Annotated in this window: 14 protein-coding genes; 11 read left to right on the plus strand and 3 right to left on the minus strand. The window is 63.7% G+C overall.

Going from position 1 to position 13,752, the window contains the following annotated elements:
- Positions 1–252 precede the first annotated feature (252 nt).
- Positions 253–1,404: a M14 family metallopeptidase gene (locus tag ACODSJ_RS06510; protein ID WP_489100931.1), complete on the plus strand. Its 1,152-nt coding sequence runs from the start codon at positions 253–255 to the stop codon at positions 1,402–1,404.
- A gap of 58 nt (positions 1,405–1,462) precedes the next feature.
- Here ACODSJ_RS06510 and ACODSJ_RS06515 read toward each other — a convergent pair whose 3' ends face one another.
- Complete coding sequence (locus tag ACODSJ_RS06515; protein WP_489100932.1) at positions 1,463–1,999, minus strand: cytochrome b; 537 nt, start codon at positions 1,997–1,999, stop codon at positions 1,463–1,465.
- Entirely contained in the window at positions 1,996–3,078 is a 1,083-nt protein-coding gene (locus ACODSJ_RS06520; protein ID WP_489100933.1) for a catalase family peroxidase, read from the minus strand. The genes ACODSJ_RS06515 and ACODSJ_RS06520 overlap by 4 nt, the downstream gene beginning before the upstream one ends.
- A 165-nt stretch (positions 3,079–3,243) precedes the next feature.
- Between ACODSJ_RS06520 and ACODSJ_RS06525 the strand changes: the two genes are divergently transcribed.
- Both ACODSJ_RS06525 and ACODSJ_RS06530 read left to right on the plus strand, forming a co-directional pair.
- A complete protein-coding gene (locus ACODSJ_RS06525; protein WP_489100934.1) occupies positions 3,244–3,750 on the plus strand; it encodes a sigma-70 family RNA polymerase sigma factor in 507 nt (168 codons plus the stop codon).
- Positions 3,747–4,499, plus strand: a complete 753-nt coding sequence (locus ACODSJ_RS06530; protein WP_489100935.1) for an anti-sigma factor family protein — start codon at positions 3,747–3,749, stop codon at positions 4,497–4,499. Before ACODSJ_RS06525 ends, ACODSJ_RS06530 begins: the two co-directional genes overlap by 4 nt.
- Before the next feature lie 43 nt (positions 4,500–4,542).
- Here the strand turns inward: ACODSJ_RS06530 and ACODSJ_RS06535 are convergent, their stop codons facing one another.
- The gene (locus tag ACODSJ_RS06535) at positions 4,543–5,376 is read right to left on the minus strand and encodes an IclR family transcriptional regulator (RefSeq protein ID WP_489100936.1); all 834 of its coding nucleotides are present in this window, start codon (positions 5,374–5,376) and stop codon (positions 4,543–4,545) included.
- A 244-nt stretch (positions 5,377–5,620) separates the two neighbouring features.
- Here ACODSJ_RS06535 and ACODSJ_RS06540 point away from each other — a divergent pair, with 244 nt between their 5' ends.
- The 8 genes from ACODSJ_RS06540 to ACODSJ_RS06575 all read left to right on the plus strand — a co-directional run bounded on the left by ACODSJ_RS06540 (position 5,621) and on the right by ACODSJ_RS06575 (position 13,728).
- Positions 5,621–6,646, plus strand: coding sequence for an ABC transporter ATP-binding protein (locus ACODSJ_RS06540; RefSeq protein ID WP_489100937.1), 1,026 nt, complete (start codon positions 5,621–5,623; stop codon positions 6,644–6,646).
- Positions 6,643–7,512 carry an ABC transporter permease gene (locus ACODSJ_RS06545; protein ID WP_489100938.1) on the plus strand — a complete coding sequence of 290 codons (870 nt, stop codon included), beginning with the start codon at positions 6,643–6,645 and terminating at the stop codon, positions 7,510–7,512. The genes ACODSJ_RS06540 and ACODSJ_RS06545 overlap by 4 nt, the downstream gene beginning before the upstream one ends.
- Before the next feature lie 6 nt (positions 7,513–7,518).
- On the plus strand, positions 7,519–8,313 hold the full coding sequence (locus ACODSJ_RS06550; RefSeq protein ID WP_489100939.1) for an ABC transporter permease: 795 nt from the start codon (positions 7,519–7,521) through the stop codon (positions 8,311–8,313).
- Between the two features lie 7 nt (positions 8,314–8,320).
- A complete protein-coding gene (locus ACODSJ_RS06555) occupies positions 8,321–8,611 on the plus strand; it encodes a (2Fe-2S)-binding protein (RefSeq protein WP_489100940.1) in 291 nt (96 codons plus the stop codon).
- Positions 8,608–9,963 (plus strand): FAD/NAD(P)-dependent oxidoreductase, encoded by a 1,356-nt coding sequence (locus ACODSJ_RS06560; protein ID WP_489100941.1) that lies wholly within the window; start codon positions 8,608–8,610, stop codon positions 9,961–9,963. Before ACODSJ_RS06555 ends, ACODSJ_RS06560 begins: the two co-directional genes overlap by 4 nt.
- Positions 9,960–11,075 carry an NAD(P)/FAD-dependent oxidoreductase gene (locus tag ACODSJ_RS06565; RefSeq protein ID WP_489100942.1) on the plus strand — a complete coding sequence of 372 codons (1,116 nt, stop codon included), beginning with the start codon at positions 9,960–9,962 and terminating at the stop codon, positions 11,073–11,075. The genes ACODSJ_RS06560 and ACODSJ_RS06565 overlap by 4 nt, the downstream gene beginning before the upstream one ends.
- Positions 11,076–11,093: 18 nt before the next feature.
- Positions 11,094–12,155 (plus strand): ABC transporter substrate-binding protein, encoded by a 1,062-nt coding sequence (locus tag ACODSJ_RS06570; protein ID WP_489100943.1) that lies wholly within the window; start codon positions 11,094–11,096, stop codon positions 12,153–12,155.
- A gap of 235 nt (positions 12,156–12,390) precedes the next feature.
- Positions 12,391–13,728, plus strand: coding sequence for a leucine-rich repeat-containing protein kinase family protein (locus tag ACODSJ_RS06575; RefSeq protein WP_489100944.1), 1,338 nt, complete (start codon positions 12,391–12,393; stop codon positions 13,726–13,728).
- Positions 13,729–13,752: the final 24 nt, after the last annotated feature.

Genomic DNA, 13,752 nt, shown 5'->3' on the forward strand with positions numbered 1-13,752 from the left:
AAGTCTTTGGGTACTGCTCATTCGATGGCGGCGATGATAGCAAATGACCATCCATTTACAAGTACTCACTCACCAGGATTCGCCGGCCAAACAGCCCGGAAATCACCGACCGGCAGCACTTGAGAATCCCTGGCCGACGTCCTAAGCTGCTTTGGCGTCCAGGGAGGGCGCCCCCTCTTTGTAATGATGTAAATCCCCCGACATTCCCTTTCACGCGCTAAAGTTACGGCCATAAAATCCTGTTCAGGAATCATGACCGTGGCTAAATCCTCCTTTGATATCAGTGCCAATTTCGACAGCGGCAACATCGAAGTCATCGACATCAGCAACCCGCTGCAATCGCTGCTGAAAATCCGGCCCGACACCCGCAGTGCCCATTTCCAGTGGTTCCACTTCAAGGCCAGCGGCCTGCACGTTGGCCAGGAGTATTCCTTCCGCCTGCTCAACGCCAGTCAATCGTCCTATAACAAGGCGTGGACGGGTTATCAGACGGTGGCGTCCTACGATCACGTCAACTGGTTCCGCATTCCCACTCAGTTCGAAGGCGACGCCCTACGCTTCCACTTGGAAGCAGAACAGTCCCACGCCTGGTTCGCCTACTTCGAACCCTACAGCCGTGGCCGTCACGATTGGCTGATCGAGCAAGCCTTGCACAAGGCTGGCACTGAGTTGCTGGCCGTCGGCAAAAGCGTGGAAGGTCGCGACATCCCATTGCTACGCAAAGGCAGCGGAGCCGAAGGCCGGCGCAAGATCTGGATCATCGCCCAGCAGCACCCCGGCGAACACATGGCCGAATGGTTCATGGAGGGCGTGATCGAACGCCTCCAGCAGCATGACGATGCGTCACTGAACCGATTGCTCGCCAAGGCGGACCTGTACCTGGTGCCGAACATGAACCCGGACGGTGCCTTCCACGGCCATCTGCGCACCAACGCCATGGGCCAGGACCTCAACCGTGCCTGGCAGAACGCCAGTCCTGAAATCAGCCCCGAAGTATTTTTCGTACAGCAGCAGATGGAAAAATATGGCGTCGATCTGTTCCTCGATGTTCACGGTGATGAGGAGATCCCTCACGTCTTCACCGCCGGTTGCGAAGGCAACCCGGGCTACACGTCACGCATCGCTGCACTTGAAGAGCGCTTTCGCAGCCACCTCAAGCACCAGACCAAAGACTTCCAGACCACCCACGGCTATACCCGCGACGAACCCGGCCAGGCCAACATGACCCTGGCCTGTAACGCGGTCGGCCAGAAATATGATTGCCTGTCCCTGACCCTGGAAATGCCGTTCAAGGACCACAACGACCATCCGAACCCGCAAACTGGCTGGTCCGGCAAGCGCTCGATGCAACTGGGCAAGGATGTGTTGAGCACCCTTGAGTCGATGGTCGACGAGTTGCGCTGATCGAACGACCTGATCGCCCGTGACGAGGCAGCCTGCTGCCTCGTCACGGGCTCCCCCCTCAACCCTTGCCACGCAACATGCTGTCCAACACCTCATCGCGCCGCACCCAGGCGTGGAACAAAGCCGCCGCCAGGTGCACCAGCACGGTCAGGAACAACAGGTACGCCAGGTAAGCGTGCGCCTGGCGCAACAAGGCGAACGTCTCGGCATTGGCCGCAAGGATCGAAGGCAGCTGCACCGAGGCGCTGAGCATCACCGGATCCCCCGCCGCCGAAATCATCCCCCAGCCCAACAGTGGCAAGACCACCATCAAGGCGTACAAGAGCACATGGGACGCGTGGGCCGCCGATACCTGCCACTTGGGCAGATCGGCCGGTAGCGATGGCTGGCGCGTGGAAAAACGCACCACCAGCCGCACAATGACCAGCGCCAGAATCGCGATACCCAAAGGCTTGTGCAATTGGAGCAACCACTCATGGCGTGCGGATACCGAGGCGACCATTCCTGCGCCGATGAACAACATGGCGATGATCATCAATGCCATCGACCAGTGCAGCAGCCGAGTCAGCGGGGCGAAGTGACGAGGGGCGCTCATGGGCGTGGCTCCTGGTTGGCGGGTAATGGGCTTACTTCACGAGTACGCCGCAAGTAGGAATTGGCGTACGCGGCCGAACGCGCGACCAACAGCGGATCCGCGGAGCCTTCGATGCCGCTGGGCAGGATCAGCGGGTCATAGTTGATGTCACGGCAGTCGCCGTTGTCCTGAGGCTGGGTGCGCTCGAGCACCAGCGTGCCGGCGTTGAGTACCTTGCGGTCAGCGGGCCAGGCTTTGCTGGCATCGTTCACCGGGTCCTCCGGATTGGCCAGGGTGATGTTCAACTGCCAACGCAGCGGCCCTACAGCCAGGCGTTTCACCAGGTCCTGCTCCAGAAAATCTGCACCCTGGGATGGCGTCGCCTGCGCAGCATCCTGGCTCAGCGGCACCACACCCCAACGCACGGCCTGGCGTTGTCCAGCGGCATTGACCAGGTAAAACGCATTGATGCCGTTGTAGGTTTCGCTGGCATAACTGGCCGACGGTTTGGCGGTCTTGATCCATTGCAGGAACGGCGTCGTCTCCGGATGGGCGGCAAAGAACGCCGGCACGGCCGCAGGATTCGGCTTGCCGGTGGCCGGGTCCGGCGACTGGGCTTGCTGCAACTGGTAGAACGCTTCGGGCGTGCCCACCGGGAATACCGGCATGCTGTTCATGCCCGTGCGCCACTGCTGGCCGTTGGCCTGGGTGAATCGCAGCGCCAGGCTGCGAATCGGCACGCTGCCGTCCGGTGCGTAGGGGCTGCCGCTGGGCAAGGCGAAGCGTCCGACCACCGGCGTGCGCGCCTGGGTGAACACCTCAGCGCGGGAATAGGCGCTGGCTTGGCCGTTGCTCTCGAAGTAGCCGGCGACGCAGACACCCTTGGCATGATTGCGCCGAAAGCCTGGGTGTACGCCGTTGTTTTTTTCCAGCACGTTCACCAGGGAAGCAGGCGTCAGGCGGTGTGGGTCAAAGGTGCCATTGACGTAGGCAAACGCGCCCGCCAGCAAGGCAATGGTCGTAGCAATACCGCCCAGACGCAGCGCCCGACTGGCGACACTCAACGGCGGCCGGTTCGGTTCAAGGGAAGGGTCAACCATGGGGGAAGCTCCAAGGCTCAGGGCCATCGGCGAAAAGGACCTGTCTGACGCAGGCCCGGAGGGTTTATTCCCACACCTCGTATTTATTTTTCCGATGCTGGAATAATCTCGTTCGCGGATCGTCTTTCCAGTCTCGGCGCAGTGACTGCCTCAAAGAAACCCACCATGAACGAACTCGACGAACAGTTGCGCATGCTTATCCCCCGGTTGCGGCGCTTTGCCGTGTCGCTGACGCGTAACCCCAGCAATGCCGATGATCTGGTGCAGGCGTGCCTGGAGCGAGCCTTGTCGAAATGGAACGACAAGCGTCCGGACGGCGATCTTCGGGCCTGGCTGTTCTCGATCCTTTATCGGCAATTTCTCGACGCCCATCGCCGCTCCCGACGTTATGCACGCATGCTGGAATTCTTCACCGGCGGCCAGGATGCCCAGCCTTCGGTCGAGCGCAGCGTGATCGCCCAATCATCCCTGCAAGCGTTCGATCAATTGCCCACCGAACAACGTGCACTGTTGTTGTGGGTGTCGGTGGAAGGCTTGAGTTACCAGCAAGTCGCCGACATTCTCGGCGTGCCAACCGGCACGGTGATGTCACGCCTGTCCCGCGCCCGCCAGGCGTTACGTCAACTCAGCGAAGGCGAAATCACCCGCCCTGCCCTGCGGATACTCAAATGATCAACATGCCCCCCAGCGACCATGACTTGCACGCCTACGTTGACCACCGGTTGAACGAGGCCGATCAGCGCCTGATGGACGCGTACCTCGACCATCACCCTGACGTCGCCGCTCGCGTGCGGGGTTGGCAGCGGGATGCCCAACACCTGCGCAGCGCCCTGGGCGGTGTCCTGCAACAGCCCGCCAATCCGGACCTCGACCCGGCCATCATTCGCCAGCGCCTGAAACATCGATCACGCCGCTACCTGGCCAGCGCCGCCGTGTTGGTGCTGGCGGTCGGTGTCGGCGGGTTCAGTGGCTGGCAAGCGCGGGAAATGACGTTCCTCAGCGCCGCCGCCCCGATGGCCGACGCACTGCAGGCGTACCGGTTGTTTGCCCAACAGGGCATTCTGGCGGCCGATTACCAGACCGGGGACGCCCACGGTATGCAAGACTGGCTCGACCGCTATTTCAGCCAGGCCAACCGCTTGCCCGACCTGTCGGGCGCCGGTTTCAGGCCGGTCAGCGGTCGTCTGCTCAGCACCGAGCAAGGCGCGGCGGCGATGGTGGTTTATCAGGATGCGAACGGCCAGAAGATCAGCTTCTACATACGCCCACCGGGCCCGAAAAATTTCCTGCTGCCCCGGGGCAGTCGTCGTGACGGGGAACTGCAGGCGCAGTACTGGTCCGGGCCGGGCTACAACTATGCGATGGTGATTCCGAGCGACACGCCGGCGGCGCAGCGGCTTGAGCAGACATTGAAATTCTGATCATTCCCTACCCAGCGAAAAAACCCTGTGGGAGCAGGCTTGCTCACCCCTGCCCAAACACCTGCGATGGCCGGCGCAGCAAGGGGTCGAACGGGTTGATCCGCGGGCCGATCTGGGCGGCCTCGCGCTTGAGCATTTCCACCACGGTGGGCAGGCGGTCCGGTCCGAGTCGATCGCTCACCGTCGCCACGCTCAAGGCTGCCACGGCCCGACCTTCGCGGTCGAGGATCGGCACGGCCACCCCGGCCATGCCTTGCAGCACACCGGTGTTGCGCCCGGCGTAGCCCAAGGCACGGACGTTCTCCACTTCCGAACGCAGGAAGACTTCGTCGTACAGGTGGAAATCCTTGAGGCGCGGCAGGTTGTAATGGATCACCGTGTCGCGTTCTTCCTCCGGCAGGAACGCCAGGATAGCCAGGCTCCCCTGCCCCACGCCCAACGCGACCCGTCCGCCGATATCACCTGTGAAGGTGCGGATCGGAAACGGTCCTTCACTGCGGTCCAGGCAGATAGCATCGAAGCCGCTGCGCGCCAGCAGGAACAGCGAATCCCCCAGTGACGCCGACAGCCGCAACATGGCCGGCCGTACCAGTTCGCGCAGGTTGCCGGTGTTGCCGGCACGAGCGGCCAGGGCGAAAAAATCCAGGCTCAGGCGATAGCGTTTGCTGCGCGCATCCTGCTCGACCATGCCCTCGTCCATGAGGCTGCGCAGCAAGCGGTGGGTGGTCGGTTGGGACAGGCCTATGCGCTGGGCCAGCTGTGTCACTCGCGCGCCACCCTCGGTGTCATCGCCCAGGCTGCGCAGCACGGCAAACAGTCGGGAGACAGCGCCAACGCCCACGTCGGCCTTTTCATTATTCCGATCAGTGGAATTCAAATCGATATTTCCAATCAGTTAATTTGCTCACCGAATAAAACTGAAAATAGTCTTCGCTTCAGTGAAATAGTCCATTGAGCCCATCCTAGTCTTCGTCCTACTCTGCGTCCAGACAGGGGCGATTCGAACAACAGCGGCTGCCGATTCATCGAGCGCCAACGCACCCGGAAACACCCTTTCGTATCTGCCCATACAAAAAAGCGCGCTTGACGGCGACGCATAACAATCCAGGTGGAGCGCAGCGATGGCTTTTTTGCAACTTCAAGGACTGGGCAAACGCTACGGTGACATCGACGCCGTGGTCGCCACTGACCTCTCGGTGCAGAGGGGCGAATTTGTCTCGCTGCTGGGCCCCTCCGGCTGCGGCAAGACCACCACCCTGCAAATGATTGCCGGCTTCGTCGAAGTCAGCAGCGGACGCATCCTGCTGGACGGACGCGACATCACCCACGCCAAGCCCGCCAGCCGTGGCCTGGGGGTGGTGTTCCAGAGTTACGCACTGTTCCCCCACATGACCGTCAGGGACAACGTCGCCTTCGGCTTGCGCATGCGCAAGGTCGCCAGCGCCGAGCTTGCGCAACGGGTCGAGCGGGTGCTCAAACTGGTGCGCCTGGACCGCCACGCCGAGCGCTACCCACGGGAGCTTTCGGGCGGCCAGCGCCAACGCGTGGCCTTGGCCCGGGCACTGGTGATCGAGCCACCGGTGTTGTTGCTCGACGAACCGCTGTCCAACCTCGACGCCAACCTGCGCGAAGAAATGCAGTTCGAGATCCGCCGCATCCAGCGAGAAGTCGGCATCACCACGCTGATGGTCACCCACGACCAGTCCGAAGCGCTGTCCATCAGTGATCGGGTCGTGGTGATGCAGGCCGGGCGCATCACCCAGATCGACGCGCCCTACACGCTCTACGAGCACCCCCGCACCGAATTCATTTCCAGCTTCGTCGGCAAAGCCAACCTGCTGCCGGGCGAACGCGACAGCGCGGGCGTCGTTCAAGCCTGCCAACCCGGCAGCGGCGAGCTGACACTGAGCCTGCGCCCGGAAAAAATCGATCTGTGCCCGACAGGCGTCGGTCGACTGCAAGGCACCGTCGTCAGCCGCTTCTTCCTCGGCAGCCAATGGCTGTACGGCGTTACCACCCCGCTGGGCGAGCTCTGCGTGGTGCGCCGCAACGACGGTTGCGCGCCGCTGGTCGAAGGCACGGCGGTCGGCCTGGATTGGGACCCGGCGCTGCTGCGGGTGCTGAACAAGGACGAGGTGTCGGCATGAAGTTGATCGATGCCGCACGCCAGGGCCGGCAAGGCTACCTGATGTCCGCACCGGCACTGGCGTTGTACCTGGGCTTGCTGGTGATTCCCCTGGGCTTGACCCTGGTGCTGTCGCTCAATGTCTTCGACTACGGCTCGGGCATCAAGGGCGACGCCTACACCTTCGAGCACTACACCAGCCTGCTGGGGGATCCGTACTTCTACGAAATCTTTCTGCGCACTTTCTGGATCAGCGCCCTGACGACACTGTTGTGCGTGCTGATCGGCGTGCCCGAGGCCTACATCCTCAGCCGCATGGGCGCGCCATGGCGTTCGATCTTCCTGATCCTGATCCTCACGCCACTGCTGATTTCGGTGGTGGTGCGGGCCTTCGGCTGGAGCCTGCTGCTGGGGGCCGATGGCTTGGTCAACCAGACGCTGCAGGCCTTGGGCGGCGCGCCGATGAAGCTGCTCTATACCCCGTTCGCGGTGGTCATCGCCCTGGTCCATGTGATGCTGCCGTTCATGATCATCCCGGTGTGGACCTCGCTGCAGAAACTCGACCCGGCCGCCGAACAGGCCGCGCTGTCCCTGGGGGCAAGCCACTTCACGGTGATCCGCCAGGTGGTGCTGCCGCAGATCATGCCCGGCGTGCTGTCGGGCACCCTGATCGTGTTCGGCCTCGCCGCCAGCTCCTTCGCCATCCCCGGCCTGCTCGGCGGCCGTCGCCTGAAAATGGTCGCCACGCTGATCTATGACCAGTACCTGTCGGAACTGAATTGGCCCATGGGTGCGGCGATTGCCGTCGCGCTGTTGCTGCTCAACCTGCTGATCATGCTGTCGTGGAACCGGATGATCGAAGGCCGCTACAAGAAGTCATTGGGGTAATTCGTCATGTCCAGGAACGGTCCTTTCGCCCTGTTGTTTCATGCCCTGGTGGTGGCCTTCATGCTCGCACCGCTGGTGGTGGTCTGCCTGGTCGCCTTCACCCCGGAAAACACCTTGAGCCTGCCGACCAGCGCGTTTTCCCTGCGTTGGTTCCGAGCCGTGTTCGAACGTGCGGATTTCGTCGATGCGTTCTACAACAGCCTGTTGTTGGCGTTCTGCGCGGCGTCGCTGGCGACCTTGATCGCGGTGCCGGCGGCGCTGGCGATCACCCGGCTCGAATTCCCCGGTCGGGATTTCTTCAACGGCCTGTTCCTGTCGCCGATCATCATTCCGCACCTGGTGCTCGGCGTGGCCCTGCTGCGCTTGTTTGCGCTGATGGGTGTGAACGGCAGCTTCATCTGGCTGATCTTCGCCCACGTGCTGGTCATCACGCCCTATGTGTTGCGCCTGGTGCTGGCCTCGGCCATCGGCCTGGACCGCAGCGCCGAGCAGGCCGCGCAATCGCTCGGCGCCGGACGGTTCACGCTGTTTCGGCAAATCACCTTGCCAATGATCCTGCCGGGCGTGGCCGGCGGCTGGCTGCTGGCGTTCATCAACAGTTTCGATGAGGTCACGCTGTCGATTTTCGTCACCTCGCCGGCCACGCAAACCCTGCCCGTGCGCATGTACGTGTACGCCACCGAATCCATCGATCCGATGATGGCGGCGGTGTCGGCGCTGGTCATTGCACTGACGGCAATCACGATGATTCTGCTCGATCGGGTCTATGGCCTGGATCGGGTCCTGGTGGGTAAACAATGAGGGCGCCATGGCTCTGCTGAAACGACTGGCCGAAGGCGACCGCCCGGCCCTGGACTTCACCCTCGACGGCAAACCGGCCACGGGCCTGCTGGGTGACACGCTGCTGACGGCCGTGCTGACCTGCAGCGACCACCTGCGCGGCAGCGACTTCAGCGCCGAACCCCGGGCCGGCTTCTGCCTGATGGGCGCCTGCCAGGACTGCTGGGTCCGCCTGGGCGACGGCCGCCGCGTACGCGCCTGCTCGACCCTGCTCGAAGCCGGGCAACACATCAGCCGCGAACCGGGGCGACAGCTATGAAACCCATCGCTATCATCGGTGCCGGCCCGGCCGGTATCCGTGCCGCGCAGACATTGGTCGCCCACGGCCTGTACCCGATCCTGCTGGACGAGGCCGCACGCGGTGGCGGACAGATCTACCGCCGCCAACCGGTCAACTTCAAGCGCTCGCCGGCCACGCTGTATGGCTTCGAAGCGCACAAGGCCAACGCCCTCCACCAGACCCTCGACGGCTTGCGCGAACAGCTCGACTATCGTCCCGACACCCTGGTCTGGAACGCCGAGGCCGGTCTGCTGGATACCTTGCAGGACGGCCGCGTCGACCGTATCGAATACGCCAGCGTGATCGTCGCCACGGGGGCCACCGACCGGGTTCTGCCGGTGCCGGGCTGGACCATGCCGGGGGTGTACAGCCTGGGCGCGGCGCAGATTGCGCTGAAGTTCCAGGGCTGCGCCATCGGCGAACGGGTGGTGTTCGCCGGCAGCGGGCCATTGCTGTACCTGGTGGCCTACCAATACGCCAAGGCCGGCGCCAACGTGGTCGCGGTGCTCGACAGCTCGCCGTTGAGTGCCCAGGTCCGCGCCCTGCCCGCCCTGTTGGCGCAACCGGCGACCCTCGCCAAGGGCCTCTATTATCGCGCCTGGCTGACCTTCCATGGCATCGCCGTGCACCAAGGTGCACGACTGTCGAGTATCAGCGGGGAACGCCGGGTGCAGTCGCTGGCATGGCACGACGCGACAGGCGAGCACCGCCTCGATTGTGACGCCGTGGCCTTCGCCCATGGTTTGCGCAGCGAAACCCAACTGGCGGATCTGCTGGGCTGCGAATTCACCTGGAACCCGCTCAACCGCGCCTGGCTGCCACAACGCGATTGCGCCGGCCGCAGCAGTGTGCCCGGGGTCTACCTGGCTGGGGACGGCGCCGCGATCATGGGCGCCGATGCCGCCGAACTGGCCGGCGAACGGACAGCCCTGGCGCTGCTGGAAGACCTCGGTTACACGGCCGATCCACAACGCTGCGACCACCTGGAACAAGCGCTCGAACGCATCGGCCATTTTCGTCTCGGCCTGGAACGCGCTTTCGCTTTTCCCCAAGGGTGGGCGGCCGACGCCATGGACAGCCTGATGCTTTGTCGCTGCGAAGAAGTCAGCGTGGGCGACATCCGCCAGGTGGTGGGCGAAGGCCACTGGGAGATCAACCGGGTCAAGGCGCACTGCCGGGTAGGCATGGGGCGGTGCCAGGGACGCATGTGCGGGGCCGCCGCGGCGGAAATCATCGCCCACGCCAGCGGCCGTCCGCTATCCAGCATCGGCCGTTTGCGCGCCCAGGCACCGATCAAGCCCGTGCCCTTTGGCCTGGAGGTCGAGCCATGATCGAAGTGGATGTCCTGATCATCGGCGGCGGCATCGTCGGCGCCTCGGCCGCCCTGTTCCTGAGTAAGGCCGGACGACGGGTGGCGCTGTTGGAACGAGACTTCTGTGGCTCGCATTCCAGCGGCGTGAACTACGGCGGTGTGCGTCGCCAGGGACGACCGCTGTCCCAACTACCCCTGTCGCAACGGGCCCATGAAATCTGGAGCCAACTGCCCCAACTGATCGGCATCGACGGCGAATACCAGCGCAGCGGCCACCTGAAATTGGCCCGCAGCGTCGAAGACCTGCATGCACTGCACGATTACGCCGCCAGCAGCCAGGGCTTCGGCCTCGACTTGCAACTGCTGGATCAGGACGAGTTGCGCGCCCGCTTTCCCTGGGTCGGCGCCGTCGCGGTCGGGGCGTCCCTGTGCCCGGACGACGGCCACGCCAATCCGCGCCTGGTGTCGCCGGCCTTCGCCCAGGCGGCCCGTCGCCATGGCGCGCAGATCCACGAACAATGCGCCGTCAGTGGCGTTACCCACGACGGCCAGCGGTTTGCCGTGCGCACCGAAACGGGCCTGGACCTGCGCGCGCCCTGGCTGCTGAACTGCGCCGGCGCCTGGGCGAGCCGGTTTGCCGCGCAGTTTGGCGAAGCGGTGCCGATGCACGCCGGGCACCCGGCCATGCTGGTCACCGAGCCGCTGCCCTTGGTGATGAATGCCAGCACCGGCGTGGAAGGCGGCGGTATCTATGCGCGACAGGTCGCTCGCGGCAACTGCGTGCTGGGCGGCGGCCAGGGCTTCGCCCTCGATGATGCCCGCGCACGGCCCGGCCAGAACGCGGTCATCGAAATCCTGCGCCAGGCGGTCGAACTCTATCCGTTCCTTGAGGGCGCCCAGGCGATTCGCACCTGGAGCGGCACCGAAGGTTACCTGCCCGATCGCCAGCCCGTGATCGGCCACAGCAGCACCCAACCCGGCCTGTTGCATGCGTTCGGCTTTGCCGGCGCGGGCTTTCAGATCGGCCCTGCGGTGGGCCAGGCGCTCACCGAGATCATCTGCTGCGGCGCCTCGAAAACGCCGCTGGATGCGTTTTCCATCACCCGGTTTCACTCCATCTCCGTTGCTTGATAGAGGAAGGTCGTGCCAATGAATAACGTCAAACGCAGTGCACTGTTCGGTTTCTGCTCGTTGGGCTCCGCTTGCCTGGGCGCCCTGCTCCCGGTCACCCAGGCGTTGGCCGAGCCGACGCTCTACCTGGGCATGAACGGCGGCACCATGGAGCGGCTCTACGCCGACAAGGTCTTGCCGGCCTTCGAAAAAGCCAACAACGTCAAAGTGGTGATCGTGCCGGGCACCTCCGCCGACATCCTGGCCAAAGTCCAGGCCAGCAAGGACAACCCGCAAATGCACGTGATGTTCCTCGACGACGGCATCATGTACCGCGCTATCGCCATGGGCCTGTGCGACAAGCTCGAAGACAACCCGACCCTGGCGCAGATCCCCGCCAAAGGGCGAATCAAGGATGAAGCCGTGGCCGTCAGCCTCGGCGTCACCGGCCTGGCCTACAACACCCGGCTGTTCAAGGAAAAAGGCTGGAGCGCGCCGACCTCCTGGATGGACATGGCCGACCCGCGCTTCAAGGACAAACTGGTGTTCCAGTCGATGGCCTCGTCGACCTTCGGCCTGCACGGCTTCTTGATGTTCAACCGGATCCAGGGCGGCAGCGAAACCGACGTCGAGCCGGGTTTCAAGGCCTGGCCCAACACCGTCGGGCGCAATGTGCTGGAATACATCCCCAGCTCGGCGAAGATTTCCGAGATGCTGCAAACCGACGAAGCGGCGCTGTTCCCGCTGACACCGACCCAGGTGACCGCGCTGAAACTCAAGGGCATGCCCGTCGAATATGCGCAACCGAAGGAAGGCGCCGTGGTGCTCAACGTCGCCGAGTGCGCCATCGCCCACAACACCGAGCCGGCCCTGGCGCAGAAACTGGCCGCCTTCCTGCTGACGCCCCAAGCCCAGGCCATCGCCCTGGAAGAAGGCGACCAGATCCCGTCCAACCCCAACACCCCGACCACCGACAAGACCCGCGGCCAGGTTCAAGCCATGCAGCACTACCTGGACACCGCCATCGCCGTGGATTGGGACCAGGTCAACGAACAGCGCCCGGCCTGGAACGCGCGGTGGAACCGCAGCATCGAGCGCTAGCGATCGACTGTGGCGAGGGGAGCAACACTGTCATGGGAAAAACTGCTGTGGGAGCAAGGCTTGCCCGCGATGAAGACGGCGCGGTCTCTGAGAAAACGAGGCGCCTGCATCGCGGGCAAGCCTTGCTCCCACAGATAAATCACCTCGCCACAGGGTTTTGTGCAGGGCTGATTATTGGTTAACTGTCTGGCATCGAGCGACAGCCCCCCTCCCTTGATCAACAGCGACCGCCGCCATGCACACCCTCGCCCAACTACGCGCCGGCCAGCTCTCAGGCATTACCCGACTGGACCTGGCCTGCGGCCTGACGCAGTTTCCGCGGGAAATCTTCGACCTGGCCGATTCCCTCGAAATCCTCAACCTCAGCGGCAACCAACTGGATGCACTGCCCGACGACCTGCATCGGCTGACTCGCCTGCGGGTGCTGTTCTGTTCGGACAACTGCTTCACCGAGCTGCCCGAATGCCTGGGCCACTGTGCCGCCCTGACCATGATCGGCTTCAAGGCCAATCGTATCGAACGAGTCACGGCGGCCGCGCTGCCGCCGCTGTTGCGCTGGCTGATCCTCACGGACAACCGCATCCGCCAGTTGCCGGACGAACTCGGCCAACGCCCGCATCTGCAAAAACTGATGCTCGCCGGCAACCGTTTGCAGCAATTGCCCACCAGCCTGCGCCAATGCCATCGCCTGGAACTGCTGCGCATCGCCGCCAATCAACTGGTTGAACTGCCGCAATGGCTACTGGAGTTGCCCAGCCTCAGTTGGCTGGCCTACGCCGGCAATCCGCTGGAAGCCCAGGCTGAAGCGGCGGCCTTGAGCACCACAACGCCCATCGACTGGTCCCGACTGAGCCTGCGACACACGTTGGGCGAAGGCGCCTCCGGGGTGATTCACCAGGCATCATGGCAACCACCAGGCGAGGAACCGCGAGAGGTCGCGGTAAAGATGTACAAGGGCCAGATGACCAGCGACGGCTCGCCATTGCATGAGATGCACGCGTGCATCACCGCCGGTCGACATCCGAACCTGATCGAGGTGTTGGGCCAAGTCAGCGGCCATCCTGAAGAACAGACCGGGCTGGTGATGGCACTGATCGAGCCGAGCTACCGCAACCTGGCCGGGTTGCCGAGCCTGGCTACATGCAGCCGTGACGTGTATGCCGATGAGCTGCACCTGAGTTTCCCGGTGGCGATGGGCATTGCCCGCGGCATCGCTTCGGTGGCCGCGCACCTGCATCGCCAGGGCATCACCCACGGCGACCTGTACGGGCACAACATTCTGTGCAATGACCGAGGCGATTGCCTGCTGGGGGATTTTGGCGCGGCCTCGTTCCATGCCACCACGGACACCGTGCAAACCCGTGCGCTGCAACGCATCGAGGTGCGTGCGTTCGGGATTCTGCTGGGGGAATTGCTGGCGCGGATCGAGCCGGGAACCGAGGCCATCGATCTTCAACCGCTCAAAGACCTGCAGGCACGCTGCTGTCAACCGCAGGTGCTGGCACGGCCGGGGTTCGAGGAGATTGAAGCCTTGCTGGGCCGATTCGAAGCCATGGGCCAACCAGCGCCGTGAGCTGATCTGTGGGAGCAAGGCTTG

The sequence above is a fragment of the Pseudomonas sp. FG6 genome (assembly GCF_057809015.1).